This window comes from Bacillus sp. DX4.1 (assembly GCF_030348195.1).
In the GTDB taxonomy this organism is placed as follows: domain Bacteria; phylum Bacillota; class Bacilli; order Bacillales; family Bacillaceae_G; genus Bacillus_A.
Genome location: NZ_JAUCFT010000008.1, coordinates 711,833 through 734,103 on the forward strand (window position 1 = coordinate 711,833; position 22,271 = coordinate 734,103).

A 22,271-nucleotide genomic window follows, 5' to 3' on the forward strand; every position below is an offset into this window, starting at 1 on the left:
TATTGATGAGGTGACACGAAAATAAAAGCGCTGTCACGAAAGTGTTACTTGTAATATGTAAAATTTACTATGGTAATAATTAACATATAGTTAACACCCCGTTTACAAAACGTCAAAACTAACTTAATAAATAAGTACTATAGTAAAGGTAACAAAATAACTTGGGTAGAGAACATTTGAGAACACCCGCTTACATAAAAAGATCTGTTTACATTTCTTAAATGGACTCTAGTTTGTAGAGTGAAAATTAGGAGGAGATCGTTCTATGTAAATTGGTGTTTTTTGTTTTGCCTACATGTATTGACAATATGTGAAAAGTTGGTGAAAAACAATGTTTAAGGAACCTTATATCGCGATGATAAAAGATTGGAACAAGTATAAATCATATCGGAATTTACCTAAAACAGTCTTCCTTATGACGGGTTCGATGCTTGAATTACCAGAGCATGTATATGAATTGCAGAAGAATGGACATGATGTATTTCTGCATTGTGATTTTATACAAGGGTTGAATACGAACACAGAGGAAGCATTGTTATATATTCATGAGGTAATTGGTGCTCAAGGCATTATTTCAACGAAAGGTTCTACCATTAGAAATGCAAATAAAGTTGGGTTACAGACAATTCAACGTATTTTTATTGTGGATACGCTATCGCTTACGAAATCAATTGAAAATTGTAAAGGGACGCGGCCGAGTGCGGTAGAAATCATGCCAGGAATTATGCCTTCGATTATTAGGAAGCTAGTAGAGGAATTAGATTTTCCTATTATTGCGGGTGGATTAATCCAAACGAAAGAAGATGCAGAGGTTGCCATTAAAGCCGGAGCGAGTGCGATTTCGACAAGTCATTGTCAAGTGTGGGCACAGGAACAAAAGAGGAGTGCAAACTAATGATTGAATTAAGAGACGTTTCAAAGGTTTATAAAAATGCAAAGGAAATAGCAGTTGAAGGTGTTTCGGTACAGATTAAAAAAGGAGAGTTCTTTGTTCTAGTTGGGCCTTCTGGGTGCGGGAAAAGTACATTGCTACGAATGGTTGCAGGTTTAGAGGAAATTACTTCTGGAGAGTTATGTATTAGTGAAAAGGTCGCGAATGATCTAGAACCGAAAGATCGTAATTTATCAATGGTATTTCAAAATTATGCTTTATATCCACATCTGTCTGTAGAAGAAAATATTCTTTTTGGATTGAAAATACGAAAGATTCCGAAGGAAGAACGAAAAAAACGATTGATGGAAGCGGTAGAAATGGTTGGGCTTACGGAATATATAAAATCGAAGCCAGGTCAATTATCTGGTGGGCAACGACAACGTGTTGCACTAGCTCGAGCAATTGTCAGCCAAGCACCAATTTGTTTAATGGATGAGCCACTTTCTAATTTGGACGCGAAATTACGTGCGCAAATGCGTTTTGAAATTCGAGAAATTCAGCAGCGGCTAGGTATTACGATGGTTTATGTAACACATGATCAAATTGAAGCGATGACGATGGGTGATCGCATTATGGTGTTAAACAAGGGAAGTATACAACAAGTAGGAACACCACTTGATATATACAATTATCCCGCAAATGAATTTGTTGCAGGTTTTATCGGTTCACCTTCTATGAATATTGGAGATGGGGAAATGGATAAAGAAACAGGCGTATTGCACGTTGATGGATTACAAATTCCAATGTCCCCAGGACAGTTGCAACAGTTACCAGAGTCAAAAGTACGTTTAGGAATTCGTCCTGAACATATTCTATTAGCTGAGGATGGACAAGAAGTTACACTTCAATCTGTAGAAGTATTAGGAAATGAATCGATTTTAAATTTCGTAGTAAATGAGAAAACATGGAGTGCAAAAGTAATTGGACAGCTTATTTTAAAAAGAGGTGACAAAGTAAAATTACAATTTCCCAAAGAGAAACTATGTTTCTTTCATAACGATACAAATGAAAGGATTCGATTGATAGCGGAAGAAGAGTTGAAGGTGGTGGCGAAATAATGATTGAGGTAGGAAAATTACCAGTTCAAACTGACGTCCCAAGAAAGAGGGCGCTATGGAGCCGGACGCGAGATTTACGAACAGGCCTATTATTTTTAGCACCATCTATTTTGTTATTTGCAATCTTTCTTTTTTATCCATTGTTTCGAACCATTTACTATAGCTTCTATTTAACAGATGTGCACGGAGAGGCTAATTTGTTTGTCGGGCTTGAAAACTACCAATATTTATTGTCTGATCCAGCCTTTTATAAAAGTGTAAAATCTACTTTGTTATTTGTCTTGTATACAGTACCAACTAGTATTTTATTTGCTTTGTTTCTTGCATTAATTGCAAATGAGAAAGTAAAAGGGATCGGAGTATTTCGCGTGTTATTTTCTTCGACAATGGGAATTTCAGTAGCCGCAAGTGCAGTGATTTGGCTATTTTTATTCCATCCTAGTGTTGGTTTATTTAATAACATACTAAGTTCTATGAATCTTCCTGCAATTGCATGGTTAACAAGTCCGGATTGGGCGCTATTTTCTGTATCTATTACAACGGTTTGGGTGAACACAGGATTCGCATTCTTGGTTATATTAGGCGGTTTACAAAACATTGATACATCTTTATATGAAAGTGCATCTATTGATGGTGCTAGCTATTTGTATAAGCTTCACCGAGTTACATTACCGATGTTATCTCCAACACTATTTTTTATTATCACAGTTACTTTAATAAGTGCATTTCAAAGCTTTGGACAAATTGATATTTTAACGCATGGTGGACCGAATGATGCAACAAATTTAATCGTGTACTCCATCTATAAAGAAGCTTTTGCAAATCATCAATTTGGTACAGCAAGTGCACAAGCAATGGTACTATTTATTTTCATTTTCGTTGCTACTTTACTTCAATTTAAGTTTGCAGAGAGAAAGGTGCATTATAAATGATTATGAAAACGTGGAAACAACAACTTCTTCTCTATACGCTGCTTATTATAAGTGCAGCACTGGTCTTTTTTCCAGTTCTGTATGCGTTCTTGTTAGGGTTTATGACGCCGGAAGATATTCAAATGCGGCGGGTATTCCCGACACAATTTACGTTTGATAACTTCGTACATATTTTTAATAAAGTACCACTGTTTTCTTATTTATATAATAGCTTCATCGTTTCAACGGTTGTGATGGTTGGCCAGCTTGTTGTATCCAGCTTAGCCGCTTATGCATTTGTCTTTTTACATTTTAAAGGAAGAAATTTCATCTTCTTTCTGTTTATTTCAACTATGCTTATCCCATGGGAAGCAACGATGGTACCAAACTTTTTAACGGTGCAACAGTTCGGATGGATTAATACATTTACGGGGATGACGGTTCCATTTTTTGCAACGGCATTTGGGATTTTCTTGTTACGGCAGCATTTTATGACGCTTCCAAATGAGTTGAAAGAAGCTGCTTTTATCGAAGGAATTGGGCATACGAAGTTTTTATTCCGTATCGTTGTGCCATATTGTAAAACGAGTTTTATTACGTTAGGTGTATATAGCTTTTTATCGACATGGAATATGTATTTATGGCCATTGCTTATTACAAATGATGAAAGAATTAGGACTGTACAAATTGGTGTGAAACAGCTCCAATCACAGGAAGTTGCGACAGATTGGGGCAGTGTGATGGCGGGTGTTACTGTAATTGTCATTCCAACGTTAATTTTACTGTTTTTAGGACAAAAACAGCTGCAACAGGGGTTAACAAAAGGCGCGATTAAATAAGTAGATAACATGCTTTATTATATAAATGAAAAGGTGGGATTAAGATGAGATTTTGGAAAAAAGGTGCCGCTGTTATGATGGCAGCGACTATGGCTTTATCGGCAGCAGCTTGTTCAAGTAGCAAAACAGAAGGGAAATCTGAAGCAAAAGAAAAAGTAGCTTCAGTAGAAAAGAATGGGGATAAAACGGTGATCCGTTTTTGGCATGCGATGGGTGGAAAAACACAGGGTGTGTTAGACGGAATTGTTGCGGACTATAATAAGTCACAGAATAAGTATGAGATAAAAGCTGAATTTCAAGGATCTTATGAAGAGTCTTTAACGAAATTTAAAAATATAACAGCATCGAAAGAATCACCAGCGCTTGTTCAATCTAGTGAAATTACGACAAAATATATGATTGATAGTAAAAAAATTACGCCGATTGATAGCTGGATAAAAAAAGATAAATATGATACATCAAAATTAGAAAAAGCGATTACAAACTATTACTCAGTTGATGGAAAAATGTATTCCATGCCATTTAACTCATCTACGCCGGTATTAATTTATAATAAAGACGCCTTTAAAAAAGCTGGTTTAGATCCAGAAAAAGCTCCGAAAACATATGCCGAGTTAAAAGAGGCAGCGAAAAAGTTAACGGTTAAAGAAGGCGAAAGTGTAAAACAGTATGGTTTTTCGATGCTGAATTACGGATGGTTCTTTGAAGAATTGTTAGCAACACAAGGTGGTTTATATGTGGATAAAGAAAACGGGCGTAAAGATGCAGCAACGAAAGCTGTATTCAATGGAAAAGAAGGACAAAAAGTATTTGGTTTACTAGATGAGATGAACAAAGCTGGTACACTTGGCAAATATGGAGCAAGTTGGGACGATGTTCGTGCGGCTTTCCAATCTGGACAAGTTGCGATGTATTTAGACTCTTCAGCCGGTGTTCGTGACGTAATTAATGCATCTAAATTTGATGTAGGTGTTGCTTACATTCCATACCCAGAGGATGTAAAACAAAACGGAGTTGTCATTGGCGGAGCATCATTATGGATGACAAATATGGTCGCTGAAGAAACGCAAAAAGGTGCTTGGGACTTTATGAAATATTTGACGAAACCAGATGTACAAGCGAAATGGCATACGGAAACAGGTTACTTTTCAATCAATCCAGATGCCTATAAAGAGCCTTTAGCGAAAGAGCAGCATGAAAAGTATCCACAGTTAAAAGTAACTGTAGACCAGCTACAAGCAACAAAATCCTCTGTCGCAACACAAGGTGCGCTTATTAGTGTATTCCCTGAATCACGCGATGCAGTTGTAAAAGCGTTAGAAGCAATGTACGAAGGGAAAAGCAGTAAAGAAGCGCTAGATGAAGCTGCCAAAGCAACGGATCGTGCCATTAGTATTTCGAATCGCACAAGTCAAAAATAAAGTGAAACTTTGATTAGTGGGGGGAATACTGCCCGTTAATGCGGAATAAACAAAAACCGTATCCTTATACAGGGTACGGTTTTTGTATTAGGGAGATAAGGGATCAAAAGAATGAGGAAACCTTATCTCTTTTTATGTGATTGTATAGTTTATAATGATTTTTCCTCGTTTCATTATTGATTTAACTCCATTGCTACTTGTTTGCCGCTTACGAAAACCTCGATTACTGCTACTACAACTTCCATCATTTTTTTCATCTCTCATCTCTCCTTATATGTTGTTTCATTTCTTACTTTAAGTATATTCAAAAGCAAGCTTTGTAACTATTGAATAAGGTGACATGAGGATTACAGTGTTGTAAGGCACAGTTTTTGCATTTTAAAAACTTATTTTTTTAAGGGAAAGTTAAGGAATAGACTTCATAATAAGCCTTACTTACAGAATAATGATGAATAAGAAGGTGAAAAATAATTGTGAAAAAATGGTAATGATGTCATAATTATGCCAATGAGTACAGCACAAAGGGTTGTGAAAAATACAAGTATTCAAACCGTATATGTGCAAGTGAGCAGTGAAGAAAAGCTAAACATTGTTATGTCTCAGATTCAAAGTAAGTTAGCTAGTATGTTTCCAAATAAGTAAGAAAATTATAGTGTATTTAGTCAAAAAGATTTAGTAGATACGATGAGTTCAGTAACGAGATGATAGAAAGCGATCGTATATTGCGGCCGCTTTCTTTTGCTAGTATAAAGGTAAGTAAAAAGAATTTTTTTCTGATAGAAGATTTACTTGATGTAAGGAACGAATTCTTATGGATGATGAAAGGTGAGAAAGCAATATGCGCTTATTAGTAGTGGAAGATCATGCTTCTTTACTAGAATCAATTACACAAATTTTACGTGATGAGTTTGTAGTCGATACGGCAATGAATGGAGAAGATGGATTATTTTTGGCACTCCAAAATATTTATGATGTAATCCTTCTTGATGTAATGTTACCAGGAATGGATGGATTTGAAGTCATTCAACGAATACGGAGCGAAAAGATTGAAACACCAGTGTTATTTTTGACTGCCAAAGATTCTTTAGAAGATCGAGTGAAAGGATTAGATTTTGGAGGCGATGATTATTTAATAAAGCCATTTCAAGCGCCTGAGCTAAAAGCGAGAATCCGTGCCTTATTAAGAAGAAGCGGCAGTTTAACAACAAAGCAAACGATGCGATATCGAGGTATTGAATTGTTTGGAAAAGAAAAAGACATTCAAGTAGATGGGAAAGCAATCAAGTTAACATTAAAGCAATATGAGCTATTAGAGTACTTGATCCAAAATAGCGAGAAAATTTTGATGCGTGAACAAATTTTTGACCGTATTTGGGGATTTGATTCTGATACAACCGTAGCGATCGTCGAAGTATACGTGCATCATCTTCGGAAAAAATTAGAGCCATTTGGTTATCAGAAAGATATTCAAACCGTTCGTGGGATTGGATATATATTAAAGGCACAATGAAGAGGGGGAGCATGTTTCAAAAAACACGCATTCGTCTTACAATTTTAAATTCATTAGTGTTTATCATATTGATTGGAGTATTAGGGAGTATTATCTATGTCTATACATATAATCGTATTTATAGTGGCGTAGATAATTCAATAGAAATGTTTAAAGAAAAAGTGATAAAAGATACTAGGGGGATTCAGAGAGAATTTGCTTTCAATAAAAATCTTCGTATTGGGGATCCGCGTATTACTGTATTCGTATGGAATGAAAAGCAGAAGTTAATAGAGATGAAGCCTAGGTTTCCTGAACCGAATTTTTATGAAGAGCATGGTTCAAAGTTTTTTCCGAAAAAGTTTAAGGATTTTCAGGATATCGAAATAAATGGAAAAAGCTTTAGAACGTGGGCAATTCAGAGGGACATTAAATCTGAAAAAGTAACTGTTCAATTTGTGTATGATGCAACCGCTGAAAGAGATATGTTGCACACATTATTGCTGATTCTTATAGTTGGATGCAGTATAGGTAGCTTATGTGCAATTGGAATCGGTTTTTTCTTAGCTGGAAAGGCCCTTGTACCCATTCGTAATTCTTGGGAGAAACAGCAACAGTTTGTCTCTGATGCATCACATGAATTAAGAACGCCGCTAGCAGTCATCCAATCGAAAACAGATGTATTGTTTCAATCTCCTTCTGCTACCATAGAAGATAAGGCAATTGATATTTCTACAATTTCTAAGGAGTGTAGAAGGTTATCAAAGCTCGTCGCAAATCTATTATTGTTAGCACGTTCGGATTCGAATCAAATTGAAATGGATAAAAAGATATTTGCATTAGATGAATTACTAAAAGAAGTGATAGATCCTTATACGGAAATTGCTGCTTATCAAGAAAAACAGATGACATTACAAGTAGCCCCTACCATTTCCTTTATGGGAGATAGGGAGCGAATTCATCAAATGATTGTAATTTTATTAGATAATGCCATGAAATATACAGAATATGGAGGGGGTATTGAGCTAACTTGTACGCAAACGAGTAATTTAATTACGTTACAAGTGAAAGATAATGGAGTGGGGATAAGAGAAGAAGATATTCCGAAAGTGTTTGATCGCTTTTATCAGGGAGATAAAGCAAGGACAAAATCAGAAGGAGCTGGATTAGGTTTGTCAATTGCTAATTGGATTGTAAAAAAACACCACGGGAAAATAAAAGTAGAGAGTAAAGTTGGTAAAGGTACTTGTTTTGAAGTAGTGTTTCCAAAAAATCAACGAGTATAAAAGAAATTTGAGACGATCTTGTTTTTACAAGGTCGTCTTTTTTTAAGGGAAAGCTAAGGATTTTTTTTCATAATAGATTATATCAGGAATGTGAAAGGTATATTTGGAGATTCGTTACAATGTTTTGTAAGGGAAATCTTTTTTTGTGATGTAGACAAAATGAAAAGGAAAATAGATCGTGGAAATTACAGTTTAAGAAATATGAAGGGGGAGAGAAGATTTGGAAAAGAAAAAGATATTGTCGGCACTTTTCATCGGAATGCTGAGTTTAAGTGTAATGGGAGGAGCATCTGTTTCTACAGCGTCAAAAGGAAAAACAAACTTTTCCCAGCGCAGTAGTGAACAAATGAATCATGGAGAGATACATGAGGCACATACGAAAGAAAAAGCGCAAAATTTAGGAATTGAAACCGAAGGAAAAGAGCTACTTACTTTAGAGAAAGAGATTCATGAAACGGAAGTAGACCAAGAAGCGCAGCAATTAGGTATTTCCATTGAAGACAAAGATGTTGGGGGCCTTTCAGAAGAAATCTATGAAGAAAAGGTAAAACAAGAAGCGGAAAAGCTTGGGATAAAAATAGACAATACAACCATCGTAGATTTAATAAAAAAAATTAATGCGGTGAAAATAAATGATGAAGCAGATAAACTTGGTGTTTCAAAAGAAGGAAAAGAAATAGATGAAATTGCGGAAGCGATTTATGGCACAAAGGTAAGGAGTAAAGCAGCAGAGCTTGGGATTTCGGAGAAAGGAAAAGATATAGAAGGGTTAGCGAAAGCAGTATATGAGGCGGAAATTCAAACAGAGGCAAAGAAATTTCATATCGACCTCTATGGTAAAGATATTTATCAAGTGTTGCGAGAAATAAATGAGCAAAAAGTAATACAAGTAGCAGAGGAACTTGGCATAGATAGAACAAATACAAGTACTCAGGAATTAGCGGGGAAAATTAAAAACGAGCAGCCTGAGAAGTTACAAGAGCTTACATTTTCACCTTGGATACAAACGGATGCGGATGCATTTTATTATTATTTAACCAATTGATAAGGGTGTGGAAGTAGGAGGAATGATGCAAAATAAAAAGAAGATTTATAAATATGGGATCGTATTAGGGGCATTTGTTTTGATTGGTGGGTATATGAAAGGTTACGATATATTACATGTAAACAAACATATTTTAAATCAAGTTGTTCAAAAGAAAAATGATATAGACAAACTTGTAAATCCAGTATCACAAGATAAAAAGATAGCGGCATCTGCGCCTGTCCAAGAAGAGAAAATATTGCTTTCAAACGTACCATTTATTCAACAATTACCAGAGCTTGAAAGAGGTTGTGAAGTAACCAGTTTGGCGATGCTGTTGCAGTACGCGGGTGCTTCCGTAGATAAGATGGAGCTTGCGAATGAAATACCGAAAGTTGCATTTTCAAAAGGTGGTGTACGTGGGAATCCAAATGAAGGGTTCGTGGGAAATATTTATACTTTTTCTGAGTCAGGATATGGTGTGTATCATGAACCGCTCTTTCAATTAGCGAGCAAATATTTATCTAATAAAGCTGTTGATTTAACAGGAGAAAATATAAATAAAATTTATGAGAATGTGAAAGAATGGGCCCCAGTTGTCATGATTACAAATGCAACGTATGCCCCGTTAGATGAAGGTGAATTTGATACATGGGAAACAGATGCAGGCAAAGTCTCCATTACGTACAATGAACATTGCGTTCTCCTTGTCGGATATGATAGTGAGTCGGTGTATATTCATGATCCACTGAGCGATACCCCGAATGTAAGTGTTCCACGCGAAAATTTTGAACAAGCATGGGTGCAAATGGGAAGTCAGGCCATTAGTTATGTACCGGATTCCAAATGAATAAAATCCATATTAGGTAATGAATAAGTTATTTGAAATCTTGTTAAAACATTGCTAGTTGAAATAATCCACTGGGATAAATGAATATACGGACCATAAAGAAAGCTTCGTAAAAAGTATTTTTAACAAGAGAAAATAATGTCTTTACTCATTGCTTTTATGTTTTCAATAAGAAAAATGAGAGGGAATCAACATCATGAATATGTTGATTCCCTCTCATTTTTAAGTTTTTATTACAAAAGGGAGATAAGGGATCAAAACAATGATAAAACCTTATCTCTTTTTATGTGTTTATATATTCCATACTAATTTTTCCTCGCGTCATTATTTGTTTAGCTCCATTGCTACTTGCTTTCCATTTACTAAAACTTCAACCACTGCTACGACAACTTCCATCACTTTTTTCATCTCTCATCTCTCCCTTGTTTGTTGTTTTATTTCTTACTTTTAGTATAGATGAGAGTGCATAGATTAACTATCGAAGTAGGTGACAGAGAGATTACAGTGTTGTAAGAATAAACTGCCCGTAAATAGCGGGATAAATGGAGATTGTGGAACTATATAAATACAAATGAAAAAACGGAAATAAACCCCTTCTTTTTAGGTGGGAGAGAGCATCCGTTCATGCATAGAAGCGGTCAGATCCTTTTCCTGTCCCATGCCAAGCGAAAACAAAGAGAGAAAACGAGTGCAGGTCACCTTTTGTTATCCATAGCCGCGGCTTATATGTCGAAAAAACAAAATGGATTTATATAGTAGATAAGGCACTCATTTTCATATGCAACAAAAAAAAAGAAAAGCTGCAAGTAATGATAGAGAAATTTATAGGATAATGGCATAAAATAAGTAAGGTAGATTTCAAATATAGTACAGAAGAAATAAGGGAGACAATGAAGGGATGCGGAAAAGAAAAGAACTGTTAAGTTTATGGAAAACGATAACATTGTTAGTATGCACCGTTGTCGCACTTTCTTTGCTTGTAACAGATATATTGATTAGTCATAATGTTGAGCGTACGACAGAAGAAAGCCAAGCAGAAAAAGCAAAAACGATTGCTCGTATTGTAGCAAATTCACCGCTTGTAATTGAAGCTTTAATGGGAAGACAAGATGTTTCTGAAATTCAAGCATATACGAATCGACTTTTAAAAAATACAGATGTTCAATTTATTGTGGTTATGGATATGAATGGAATCCGAAAATCTCATCCCAATCCTCAAAAAATCGGTCACCATTTTGTTGGGGGAGATGAAGGCGTAGCCTTGAAAGGAAAAGAACACGTATCAATGGCAGAAGGAACATTAGGAATTTCCATGCGCGTGTTTGTACCGATCTTTTCTGACACGAGAGAACAAATTGGTGCGGTCGCTGTTGGAATTTCCGCTGAGAATGTGCATGAGAAGATAAAAGAGAGCAGACACATTATTTATATTGGTGTTGGCGTAGGAATTTTAGTTGGGATAATGGGTGCTATTTTATTAGCTAGACATATTAAAAAAATTTTATTTGGTCTCGAACCTAGTGAAATTTCCAAAATTTTAGAAGAACGGAATACGATGCTACAATCTATAAAAGAAGGCGTTATTGCTGTTGATAAGGAGGCGAGGGTTACTTTAATCAATAACGAAGCAAAACGGTTATTTAAGAAAAGTGGAATTGAGGAAGACTTTATTGGCAAAGATGTTGAGAAGTATATGCCTAATTCTTGTATAAAAGAGGTATTACAAACGGGTGAAGCACAATTACATGAAGAACAGAACCTTTACGGAGTTACAATTGTTACGAATCGAGTTCCTTTATATGTTAAAGGAGAAATTGTTGGTGCTATTGCAACATTTCGTGATAAAACAGAGATTAGGCAATTGGCAGAACAGTTAACTGATATTCGTCTTTATGCTGAAGCATTGCGGGCACAATCTCATGAATTTATGAATAAGATGCATGTCGTATTAGGACTTACGCATATGAAGCATTATGAACAATTAGAAACTTATATTAGCAATATGGTTTCGGAACATCAATATGAAATTGGCGGTGTGATGCGAAAAATAAAAAATCCTGTATTTGCAGGATTTATGCTTGGCAAACTTAGTTACGCAAGGGAAAAGAATATACAACTTATTGTAAGCGAAGATTCTTTTTTGCCAGAGCCGGATGATGAGAGTATTATTCATGAACTGATTACAATTGTAGGGAATTTAATCGATAATGCATTAGATGCGGTGATGAACTGTGAACGGAAGCAAGTACATGTTTCTATTCATTATCAGGATAAGTTAATTATTACAGTACAAGATACAGGAAATGGAATTCGAAAAGATGAAATTGACAAAGTATTCGTCAAAGGATATTCCACAAAAGGAGAAAATCGAGGGTATGGCTTATATCTTGTAAATGATAGTCTAAAGCAAATAAATGGAAACATCCATGTCGATTCACTATTAGGAAAAGGAACAACAATAACAATTGAAATACCATACAAAAGTAGGGACGAGATAGGAACATGATCAAAGTTTTGATTGTAGAAGATGATCCGATGGTAGCGATGTTAAATAAGCATTATTTAGAGCAAGTGGGCGGATTTGAGCTTGTTCATGTAGCTAATTCTGTGAAAGAAGCAGTAGAAATACTAGAGAAATCGCCTGTAGATTTCATACTGCTTGATATTTTTATGCCTGGTGATACAGGGTTTGAATTGTTAATGCATATTCGGAATCAGGAAAAAGAAATTGATGTTATGATGATTTCAGCTGTGCATGATATGGGGAGTATTAAAAAAGCACTGCAATATGGAGTTGTCGATTATTTAATTAAACCATTTACATTTGAAAGATTTAAGGAAGCATTAACTGTATATCGAGAGAAGTTTACATTTATGAAAGTACAGCAGAACATTAACCAATCTGAACTAGATGCATTGATTTTACAAAAAGAAAAAGTAGAATCTCATGTAAATAAAGAACTTCCAAAAGGATTAACAAAACAAACATTGCAGTTGATTTGGAAGCAAATAGAATTGCTACGTGGACAAGCATTTACAACAGATGAAATGGCACAATTAGTTGGAATCTCAAGGGTATCTATTCGTAAATATGTATTGTTTTTAACTGAAATTGGGGCATTAGAAAATGAAATGGTCTATCAACATGTGGGAAGACCAGTAAGTAAACTGCGTTGCATCGATGAAAACAAAATACATTTGTATGTATAAGTGTATGTTCAAAAAGGAGGATAAAGAGAGCCGAGCAGTTCGAGGCACGGAAGCCAGGAGGATACGGAGTGTAGATGGAACTACATGAGTACCGGACTGGCGACGTAACGAAGAAATAGGGCGGCTATCTTTACCGGACTTTTTGAAATCCCTGTATAAGCGGCTTATGTAAGCCGCTTATACTTTTTTTAATTACAAAAGTAGTTACAAAACTTACAAAACCTATTTTTAATATTGAAAGCGTTTTAATATTGTAAATAAGAATATAAGGGGGTGCCTGTATGGGGATTCAAAATAAAGTGGAAACGGTATCATTCGTGGAAACGGCAGAGCCAAAACACGAATCTTTCGTTTCTAAGATCATGAATATTAAAATTGGTGTTATACCTTTACCATTATATCTCGTGTTAGCGGCTATTATTTATGGAGCATCTGTATATAATAAATTGCCTGCTGATATGATTGGTGGATTTGCAGTCATTATGATTATGGGGATTTTCCTAGGGGATATTGGAATGAGAATCCCAATTTTAAAAAATATTGGCGGACCAGCAATTCTCTCATTATTTATTCCGTCATTACTGGTGTTCTTTAATTGGATGAACCCAGCTTCAATGGAAGCAGCAACGATGTTAATGAAAAAATCGAACTTTTTATATTTATATATTTCTTGTTTAGTAGTAGGAAGTATTTTAGGAATGAACCGCAAAGTGTTAGTACAAGGATTTATTCGGATGTTTATCCCGTTAGTTGTAGGGACACTGGCTTCAATTGCGGTTGGATTATTAGTCGGATCATTATTTGGATTTGAAATGAAGCATACATTCTTCTTTATCATTGTACCAATTGTGAGTGGTGGTATAGGAGAAGGGATTTTACCACTTTCATTAGCTTATAGTGACATTCTAAATGAATCATCAGCAACATTTGTATCCCAGCTCATTCCTGCAGCAATTATTGGGAATATGTTTGCCATTGTCAGTGCAGGATATATGAAACGTTTAGGTGAAAAAAGACCGGAACTTAGCGGTAATGGTGTATTAGTAAAAACAGATAATCAAGCAGAATTATTAAAAGAACAAAATACAGAAAAACCGATTGATTTCTCATTAATGGGAGCAGGTTTGTTAATTGCATGTACATTCTTTATCTTTGGTGGATTTGCTTCTAAATTTATTGGCATTCCAGGAGCAATTATTATGATCTTTTCGGCAGCACTTGTGAAGTACTTTAAATTAATGCCAGCAAAAATGGAACAGGGAGCATTTCATTTATATAAGTTTATTTCCAAAAACTTAACGTGGCCATTAATGGTTGGTTTAGGATTGTTATACATTCCATTAAAAGATGTAGCAACTGTTCTTTCAGTTGGATATGTTGTTGTGTGTGCATCAGTTGTACTTACAATGATAACGTCTGGTTATCTTGTTGGTAAGGTGATGAAAATGTACCCAGTTGAATCTGCCATTGTAACAGGATGTCATAGCGGATTAGGTGGCACAGGCGATGTTGCAATTTTATCAGCTTCAAACCGTATGGAGTTGATGCCATTTGCACAAATTTCAACTCGTTTAGGCGGTGCAGCAATGGTTGTAACAGCGACAATTTTATTAAAAATGTTTTCGTAATGTACTAGATAAGCTAGCTATGTTTTGACATAGCTAGCTTGTCAAATTAGGGGGAGTTTATTGATATGTTAGAAAGTCAAATTAATGAGCGATCATTATTACTTCATAAAGAATTAGTAGGGAAAATTGAAATTACCAGTAAAGTAGAGGTTAACACAGCGGACGATTTAAGTTTGACGTATACACCGGGGGTAGCTGAATCTTGTAAGGCAATTGCGGCAGATGAAGAAACAGCTTATGACTATACAGCACGCGGTAATATGGTTGCGGTTGTTTCAGACGGAACGGCAGTACTTGGGTTAGGTGATATTGGACCGAAAGCAGCTATGCCGGTTATGGAAGGGAAATGTATTTTATTTAAAAAGTTTGCGAATGTAGATGCATTCCCGCTTTGTCTTGGAACGAAAGACGTAGATGAAATCGTTACCATTGTGAAAAATTTAGAGCCGACATTTGCAGGAATTAATTTAGAAGATATTGCGGCACCACGCTGTTTTGAAATTGAAAAGCGATTAAAAGAAGAAACAAATATTCCGGTGTTTCATGATGATCAACATGGAACAGCAATCGTTGTATTGGCAGCGGTTATTAACGCTTTAAAAGTTGTTAACAAGCAGATGGATAAAGTGAAATTTGTCATTAATGGTGCCGGTTCTGCAGGAATTGCAATTGGAAAATTGTTATTAAAAGCTGGTGCACAGCATATTACGTTAGTGAGTCTAGAAGGAATTGTTTGTGAAGGGGAAGCATGGATGAATCCAGCTCAAATTGAGATTGCAAAAGGAACAAACCGTGAATGTATGCGTGGAACGTTAAAAGAAGCAATTGATGGTGCGGATGTGTTTATTGGAGTATCTGCTCCGAATGTATTAACAAAAGAGCTTGTGAAGACAATGAATGAAGCATCAATCGTGTTTGCGATGGCAAATCCAGTTCCAGAGATATACCCAGAGGATGCACTACAAGCTGGAGCAGCGGTCGTCGGAACAGGTCGTTCTGATTACCCAAACCAAGTGAACAATGTGCTAGCATTCCCAGGTATATTCCGAGGTGCATTAGATGTACGGGCAACGGATGTTACGGAGGAAATGAAATTAGCTGCAGCATATGGAATCGCTAACATCATTACGGATGAAGAACGAAACGCAAATTATGTGATTCCAAATCCACTAGACAAGAGTGTCGTACCAAGCGTGGCAGCTGCAGTAGCAAAAGCCGCGATTGAATCAGGAGTGGCACAAATAACAAAGTTGCCAAGTTATTCTATAGAAAAATAATAAAAAGCAATGTCTTTTTTTGAAAAGACACTACTTTGGGGAGAGATAAGGGATCAAAACAATGATGAACCTTATCTCTTTTTGTCTTCCTTTTTAAACAAGTACTATAAGGAAAAAATTACAGATTGTCACCTTTCTCTACATTTATAACGATTTGTTCATAAAATTTCTCACCAATATATGCATTTAAGAGCCATAAGCCTGGGGATGGGAGTGACATGAGTATAGGGATTTCTTTTGTAGTTGAATCAATCATAGTGGGAGCAGTCCAAGTTCGTTCGGAGGTTTCATTTTGAAAGATTACAGGAGTAGGTGCTGTAGATCCTTGTTTCAGAGCGATGACGGATAATTTGCCAGATGGCATCATTGGATCGAGGAAGAACCACATTTGTTTATTTGGTTCATTCGCAATCCAAGTACCATCTGCAATCGCAACTTTTCCTTCGATTCCTTTTAAAGGTACTTTTCCTTCTACAAAGGAAGGACTTTCCTGCCAATTGACATCTTTTAAGACACTAAGGTGAAAGAAGGTGGGAGCATTATTTTGAGGTTTCACTGTTTCAATGGTTTCCTTTACTGGTGATTTGGTTTCTTGTTGTAGTGTAGTACAGCCAGCGATGAGACAGGAGAAAAGTAGAACAATTCCGATTTTTTTCATCTTGCCACGCTCCTATTTTTAGTTGTTATTTCATTATATTTGCTAGGAGACAAGACAATTCCTTTAATCAATGAAAGAGGCCATAATAAACTTATGGCCTCTTTTATTGATTAAATTTGTTCAGTTGTGAATGTAGTTTGCGTTTCTTTTTCAGGCATTGTTAAGAAAATTACAGAGATGACAATACATACACCACCTAGTAGCTGATATGCCCCGAAAGATTCGTTTAGCCAAGTGATTGAAACGATAGCCGCTACAAGCGGTTCAATACTCGATAGAATACTTGTCTCTGTTGCTGATAAATATTTCAGACTGCCGATATAAAGAAGGAAGGACAGTGTTCCGCTTATAATAATAAGAATCAGCATAGAGGACGTATGGAATGTAAGAGTTTGTGAAAGGTGTTCCCATTCGAAGGATCGATTACAAATAAGAAGTGCGATTCCTCCAATTAACATGCCCCAGCCAATAATGAGAGTCGTGCCCCACTGTTTAATAAGTGAAGCAGGATGAAGTGTATAAAAAGCAAAGCCAATTGCGGTTGAAATTCCAAAGGTAATAGCTTCTTTAGATAAAACAATATTTTCGATGGAACCATTTGTAATGATAAAATATGTGCCTGTCAGTGCTGCTACGATGGCTAGTACTTGCATGGTAGAGGGTAATTTTTTATGTTGCACTACAACATAAATTGTAATGAGAACCGGACCTAGAAATTGAAACAGGGTAGCGGTAACGGCATTACTAATATGAACGGTTTCAATAAAGACATATTGTGCTCCCAGCATGCCAAGAATAGCGAAAATGACAAGTTGCATCCAGTGGCGTGGGTGCTGCCATATACGAAATATGTTTTGTTTTTTTGCCATTAAGAAACATAAAATAAAGACGCCAGCTAGTAATAAGCGGATTGTTAAAAAGTTGATAGAGGATAACTCGGTATGTTGAAAGAGCCACTGGATCATTGGACCTGATAATCCCCATAAAGTAGCTCCTGTAATAATCATAATGAGACCAAGTCTTCTGTTATTGTTCATTATTATGATGTTCCTTTCTGTAATTGATTTTTTAAGATTTACATGATAAAAGGTATTATATAGAATTTCTGGTACTGTAAAAAGTATCAGTTTTTCATTTTATAAAGGGGTCAGATAGTATGTTAGAATTAACACCAAATTTGAGTGTGGAGAAAAAGTCTCCCTTATATGTACAGTTATATGAGTATATAAAGACAGAAATAAAAAATGGAGAAATCCCTCCCTTTACAAAGCTTCCTGCAAAAAGAAAGTTAGCTGTATATTTACAGGTAAGTAAAAATACAGTAGAAGCAGCTTATGAACAACTCCTTGCAGAGGGTTATATTGAATCTATTTCAAGAAGGGGATATTTTGTGTGTGAAATTGAACAAATGATGCGCGCAATGGAGAAAGAAGAGTCTGTAAGGGAAATCCCGTATAGAAAACAGGAATATAAATTTGATTTTACGCAAACTGGTGTAGATGCAAATTCATTTCCGTTTTCTATATACCGAAAAATTACAAATGAGGTATGGCAACTAGAAAATAAAGAGTTGTTATTTCTTGGTCATCCACAAGGGGAAGTAAGTCTTCGTGAAGAGATTGCAACATATTTATATGAGTCAAGAGGTGTACGTTGTTCAGCGAGCCAAATTGTAATAGGAGCTGGAACACAGTTTTTAATAAGAATTCTGTTTCAGTTGCTGAAAGGAAGTTGTTTTGCAGTTGAAAATCCAGGGTATCACCGCAAACTGGTTGCCTTTGAGCAAGGGGAAGAAAATGTTCATATGCTTTCGCTCGATGAGGATGGTATTTGTATTCCATATTTAGAAGACAGTGGTGCAGATGTCGTGTTTGTAACCCCATCTCATCAATTTCCATGTGGAATGATTATGCCAATTACAAGGCGTATGCAGCTGCTTCATTGGGCACGGCAAAGGAATGGACGATATATTATAGAAGATGACTATGATAGTGAATTTCGTTACTCTGGAAAACCAATACCAGCATTACAAGGACTGGATACAGAAGGAACCGTGATTTATATGGGGACTCTTTCAAAAGCACTGCTTCCATCACTCAGGATGAGTTACATGGTGCTTCCGAAACAATTGATCGAACTGTATCAGAAGCAATATCTGTTCTATACACAAAGCGTTTCACGAATTGATCAAGAAATCATTAGAAGGTTTCTAAAAGAAGGACATTGGGAAAAGCATATTCATAAGATGAGGGTTGTCTATCGGAAAAAGAGAGATGCTCTTGTTGTAGCAATTGAAAAATATTTTTCTACTAAGGTCGAAGTAATTGGCGAAGATTCGGGTTTGCACATCTTATTAAAGGTCCATAATGGGATGTTAGAAGAAGAATTAATAGAAAGAGCGGCGGTAAGCAGTATAAAAGTATATCCTGTTTCTACGTATTATAAAGAAGAAACAAGTGATGGAAATACAGTCTTACTGGGATTTGCCATTTTATCAGAGCAAGAGATAGAAGAAGCAATTCAGCTGCTATATAAGGCATGGTTTGGCAGGTAAAGTGAAACTTCCATCAGTTATGGATTTCTTCATCCATAACTGATGGAAGGCTCTCACTAATTGGAATCTTACTGCCTGTTTGAAATGAATAGAAGGTAATAAAAAAATCCTCAATTATGTGAGGATTTTCTTATTATTTTTCTTTATCTAAAAATAAAACCATATGCTCTTCATCCCAATATTGACCGTTATATTTTAGTGAACGCTCTTGTACACCAAAAGTTTTAAAGCCTAATGATTCATATAGTTTTTTCGCGCCATCATTTCCGACAACAACATCAAGTATGATTTGCTCTACTTCTAATTTCTTTGCTAAGTCAATACATGCTTTAATAAGAGATTTTCCAGCACCAAGCCCACGTGCTTTTGGTGATACATATACAGAACCGATTTTTGCTTTATGTCCTTGTTTTACGTATGGTTTCGTTTCCAGTGTCGCAACTCCGATTAGCGTATCCCCTTTAAATGCACCAAGGGTATAGTTTTCGTCTTGTGCTAACTTTTGTGCTTTATATTCAATGGGGCATTCTTTATTAATAATATCTTCGTAAGAAGAACTAAAAGCCTCAGGGTTCTGTTTTAATCCTTCTACACGAAGTTCTAAATAAATTTCTGCTTCTTGTTTTGTTAATACATGAATTTCCAATCGTATCACACTCCAAATCTTTGACAGTTGTAGTTACATTGTATATTGAAATAGTAATAATTTCAAAAAGATAGCTCTTCTTATTAATATTTTAATGTGTTTGTTAATAATTTGCGAATAAATATTAGCTAGTAACATAATAAAATGAAACTTCGTTTAGCATATTTTTAGCTCACACAATTGGGGTCTTACTGCCCTTAGAGCGGGAGTCACCAACAGTGGTTCAATAGAGAGACTGCTGGTGATATTACGTAAAATCTATATTATTCGATCGGTAATTCAATGATAAATTCTGTTCCGATTCCTAGCTCACTTTTTACTTGAATAGAACCGTTATGTAACTCAATAATTTCTTTTGCAACAGCTAGACCAATTCCTTTGCCTCCTGTTGCACGAGTCCGTGATTTATCGACTCGATAAAAACGATCAAAAATGTGCGGGATATGTTCCTTTGGAATACCTTCTCCTTCATCTTGCACACATATAGAAAAAGTATGCTCACTTATAAATACATGTATTGTAATAGCTGATTTTTCGGGAGAGTGTTGATAGGCATTGTGTAATATATTCAACATGACTTGTTCCATTCGGCGTTCGTCTATACAAACATCAAGTGCACCTTCAAAACTGAACATAATATTCATTTGCTTTTTTGCAAATGTTGTTCTTGTTTTTTCAATCATTCGTTCTAAAAAGGGCTGCAAAGGAACCTTCTGTTTTTTTATAATAAATTGATGTTGTTCGAGCTGGACAAGGTCGAATAAATCTTGAACGAGTTCTGTTACACTATCTGTTTCATCTTCAATAATTTGCAAATATTCATCGCGTTCTTCTTTAGATAAGGAGTCTCTCTTTGCTACTTTTGCATAACCTTTTACATATGTAAGCGGGGTTAGAAGTTCATGAGCAACACTTGCTAGAAATTCATCGCGCTCTTTTTTCATATAGGTTAATTCATTTGATAATTCTTCAATTGTTGTTGCCAAACTACCAAGTTCATCTTTTCGTTTAATCCCTAATTTAATGGGCTTATTTAACTTTAACATTTTTTCTGTTGCTCTTTTCATTTTAATGAGAGGATCAGTAAGTACACGGGAAAAAATAAAAACAGAAATAGTTGTTAAAAGAAGGGTTAGTACACCAATAATAATAAATTGTTGTGTTAAACGAAGAATCATTTTTTCTAAGAAAGCTGTATCTAAAAACATATGTACATAGCCAGTTACTTGATTATTTATAATAATGGGACTGGCTGTTGAAATGAACTTTGATGTTTTCCAATTTTTTTCAATCATCGTTCCATCTCTAGAAATAGACTGTGTTTTGCAAGGGAGTTGCTTCAGCATTTCTTCTGTAACAGAATCAGAAGAAGAAAGAATTTTCCCATTAACATCTGTTATGACTAATTTTGTATCGGAATTAGAGTGAGATTCCATTGCTGTAGCATGCTCAAAGGCCCGTGGCCCATACCGTCTTTCAATAAAGTTACGGTAGCGATTCCCTTTTTCTAATAAGGCTGTTGTTTCTTCATCTATACGCATTTTTGTGAGACTTGTATAAAAGGATACAAAGGCTATCGTTTCAATACATAAAGATAAAATTAAAAAGTACGTACCTATCTTGAGGGAAAGTTTGTTCATTTTTCACCATACCTTAATCCCGCTCCAACGGGCAGTAATATCCTTACCTCAACAGCAAAGAAGTTTGGGGGATGAAGAAAATCCCCACTGCTGGAAGTTTTACTGTATCGTTACTATCATTCGTTCTTCCACTTATATCCTACTTTATAGATTGTCTCTAAATATTGTTCAACAGGAAAATCTTTTTTTCTTAATTTATCCCGAATATTGCGAATGTGTGAATCGACGGTACGATATTCAATATCCGTTTGATAACCCCATATTTTTTCAATTAAGTCATCGCGGCTATAAGCACGGTTTGGATTTTGTAAAAAAAGCCCAAGCAGTGAAAACTCGATAGGAGTCAGTGAAATCTTTTCATTGTAAACAGTAACGGTATGCTTGGTTTTATCCCATTCAATGCCATTGAAGCTAATAAAACCATCTTTTTTCGTTCGACGCAATACCGTTTCAATGCGAGCGACTAACACTTGTTCATCAAAAGGTTTTGTAATATAATCATCGGCTCCAATTGTAAGTCCCTTTACCATATCGTAGTTTTGATTACGTGCTGTTAGCATAATAATCGGTACATTACTCATTTGCCTGATTTGAAAACATGTATCCCATCCATCTATATCAGGCATCATGACATCTAACAAAATAATATCAAAGTCTTTTTGTTGGACAAGCTCAAGAGCTTCTAAGCCAGAAGTTGTTTTCATGCAAAAATAACCACGTGGGCTTAAAAATAAATCTAATAGACGCAACATGCGTTCTTCATCATCAACTAATAAAATTTTTGTCATCGTATTGTACACCTCAAAACATTCATTCTGTATCCATAGTTTACATGAAAATGAGAAA

Annotated in this window: 20 protein-coding genes; 15 read left to right on the plus strand and 5 right to left on the minus strand. The window is 35.7% G+C overall.

Annotation, left to right across the window (positions count from 1 at the left end):
• The first annotated feature begins 331 nt into the window (after positions 1 to 331).
• The 14 genes from QUF99_RS06675 (at position 332) to QUF99_RS06740 (ending at position 15,927) form a co-directional block, all read left to right on the plus strand.
• Positions 332 to 895 carry a glycerol-3-phosphate responsive antiterminator gene (locus QUF99_RS06675; protein WP_289369150.1) on the plus strand — a complete coding sequence of 188 codons (564 nt, stop codon included), beginning with the start codon at positions 332 to 334 and terminating at the stop codon, positions 893 to 895.
• Positions 895 to 1,992: an ABC transporter ATP-binding protein gene (locus tag QUF99_RS06680; protein ID WP_289369151.1), complete on the plus strand. Its 1,098-nt coding sequence runs from the start codon at positions 895 to 897 to the stop codon at positions 1,990 to 1,992. The genes QUF99_RS06675 and QUF99_RS06680 overlap by 1 nt, the downstream gene beginning before the upstream one ends.
• The gene (locus QUF99_RS06685) at positions 1,992 to 2,924 is read left to right on the plus strand and encodes a carbohydrate ABC transporter permease (protein ID WP_289369152.1); all 933 of its coding nucleotides are present in this window, start codon (positions 1,992 to 1,994) and stop codon (positions 2,922 to 2,924) included. Before QUF99_RS06680 ends, QUF99_RS06685 begins: the two co-directional genes overlap by 1 nt.
• On the plus strand, positions 2,921 to 3,742 hold the full coding sequence (locus tag QUF99_RS06690; protein ID WP_289369153.1) for a carbohydrate ABC transporter permease: 822 nt from the start codon (positions 2,921 to 2,923) through the stop codon (positions 3,740 to 3,742). The genes QUF99_RS06685 and QUF99_RS06690 overlap by 4 nt, the downstream gene beginning before the upstream one ends.
• Before the next feature lie 44 nt (positions 3,743 to 3,786).
• The gene (locus QUF99_RS06695; RefSeq protein WP_289369154.1) at positions 3,787 to 5,163 is read left to right on the plus strand and encodes an ABC transporter substrate-binding protein; all 1,377 of its coding nucleotides are present in this window, start codon (positions 3,787 to 3,789) and stop codon (positions 5,161 to 5,163) included.
• A 501-nt stretch (positions 5,164 to 5,664) separates the two neighbouring features.
• A complete protein-coding gene (locus tag QUF99_RS06700; protein ID WP_289369155.1) occupies positions 5,665 to 5,805 on the plus strand; it encodes a hypothetical protein in 141 nt (46 codons plus the stop codon).
• Positions 5,806 to 6,001: 196 nt separating this feature from the next.
• The gene (locus QUF99_RS06705; RefSeq protein ID WP_289369156.1) at positions 6,002 to 6,673 is read left to right on the plus strand and encodes a response regulator transcription factor; all 672 of its coding nucleotides are present in this window, start codon (positions 6,002 to 6,004) and stop codon (positions 6,671 to 6,673) included.
• A complete protein-coding gene (locus QUF99_RS06710; RefSeq protein ID WP_289369157.1) occupies positions 6,670 to 7,938 on the plus strand; it encodes a sensor histidine kinase in 1,269 nt (422 codons plus the stop codon). Before QUF99_RS06705 ends, QUF99_RS06710 begins: the two co-directional genes overlap by 4 nt.
• A 259-nt stretch (positions 7,939 to 8,197) precedes the next feature.
• Positions 8,198 to 8,983, plus strand: coding sequence for a transporter (locus QUF99_RS06715; protein WP_289374581.1), 786 nt, complete (start codon positions 8,198 to 8,200; stop codon positions 8,981 to 8,983).
• Between the two features lie 25 nt (positions 8,984 to 9,008).
• Complete coding sequence (locus QUF99_RS06720) at positions 9,009 to 9,812, plus strand: C39 family peptidase (protein ID WP_483298591.1); 804 nt, start codon at positions 9,009 to 9,011, stop codon at positions 9,810 to 9,812.
• An 898-nt stretch (positions 9,813 to 10,710) separates the two neighbouring features.
• On the plus strand, positions 10,711 to 12,318 hold the full coding sequence (locus tag QUF99_RS06725) for a sensor histidine kinase (protein ID WP_289369159.1): 1,608 nt from the start codon (positions 10,711 to 10,713) through the stop codon (positions 12,316 to 12,318).
• Positions 12,315 to 13,022: a response regulator gene (locus QUF99_RS06730; protein WP_289369160.1), complete on the plus strand. Its 708-nt coding sequence runs from the start codon at positions 12,315 to 12,317 to the stop codon at positions 13,020 to 13,022. Before QUF99_RS06725 ends, QUF99_RS06730 begins: the two co-directional genes overlap by 4 nt.
• A gap of 281 nt (positions 13,023 to 13,303) precedes the next feature.
• Positions 13,304 to 14,650 (plus strand): 2-hydroxycarboxylate transporter family protein, encoded by a 1,347-nt coding sequence (locus QUF99_RS06735; RefSeq protein ID WP_289369161.1) that lies wholly within the window; start codon positions 13,304 to 13,306, stop codon positions 14,648 to 14,650.
• 65 nt (positions 14,651 to 14,715) lie between these two features.
• On the plus strand, positions 14,716 to 15,927 hold the full coding sequence (locus QUF99_RS06740) for an NAD(P)-dependent malic enzyme (protein ID WP_289369162.1): 1,212 nt from the start codon (positions 14,716 to 14,718) through the stop codon (positions 15,925 to 15,927).
• A gap of 118 nt (positions 15,928 to 16,045) precedes the next feature.
• On the opposite strand, the gene QUF99_RS06745 is transcribed toward QUF99_RS06740, so the two are convergent.
• Both QUF99_RS06745 and QUF99_RS06750 read right to left on the minus strand, forming a co-directional pair.
• Positions 16,046 to 16,585, minus strand: a complete 540-nt coding sequence (locus QUF99_RS06745; protein WP_289369163.1) for a DUF4871 domain-containing protein — start codon at positions 16,583 to 16,585, stop codon at positions 16,046 to 16,048.
• A 110-nt stretch (positions 16,586 to 16,695) separates the two neighbouring features.
• Positions 16,696 to 17,622 (minus strand): DMT family transporter, encoded by a 927-nt coding sequence (locus QUF99_RS06750; protein ID WP_289369164.1) that lies wholly within the window; start codon positions 17,620 to 17,622, stop codon positions 16,696 to 16,698.
• Positions 17,623 to 17,741: 119 nt separating this feature from the next.
• Between QUF99_RS06750 and pdxR the strand changes: the two genes are divergently transcribed.
• Positions 17,742 to 19,139: a MocR-like pyridoxine biosynthesis transcription factor PdxR gene (gene pdxR / locus QUF99_RS06755; protein WP_289369165.1), complete on the plus strand. Its 1,398-nt coding sequence runs from the start codon at positions 17,742 to 17,744 to the stop codon at positions 19,137 to 19,139.
• Positions 19,140 to 19,272: 133 nt separating this feature from the next.
• On the opposite strand, the gene QUF99_RS06760 is transcribed toward pdxR, so the two are convergent.
• From QUF99_RS06760 to QUF99_RS06770, 3 genes are all read right to left on the minus strand, one after another.
• Positions 19,273 to 19,785 carry a GNAT family N-acetyltransferase gene (locus tag QUF99_RS06760; protein WP_286123524.1) on the minus strand — a complete coding sequence of 171 codons (513 nt, stop codon included), beginning with the start codon at positions 19,783 to 19,785 and terminating at the stop codon, positions 19,273 to 19,275.
• Between the two features lie 263 nt (positions 19,786 to 20,048).
• Positions 20,049 to 21,425 carry a sensor histidine kinase gene (locus tag QUF99_RS06765; RefSeq protein ID WP_289369166.1) on the minus strand — a complete coding sequence of 459 codons (1,377 nt, stop codon included), beginning with the start codon at positions 21,423 to 21,425 and terminating at the stop codon, positions 20,049 to 20,051.
• 116 nt (positions 21,426 to 21,541) lie between these two features.
• Entirely contained in the window at positions 21,542 to 22,213 is a 672-nt protein-coding gene (locus tag QUF99_RS06770) for a response regulator transcription factor (RefSeq protein WP_289369167.1), read from the minus strand.
• Positions 22,214 to 22,271 lie beyond the last annotated feature (58 nt).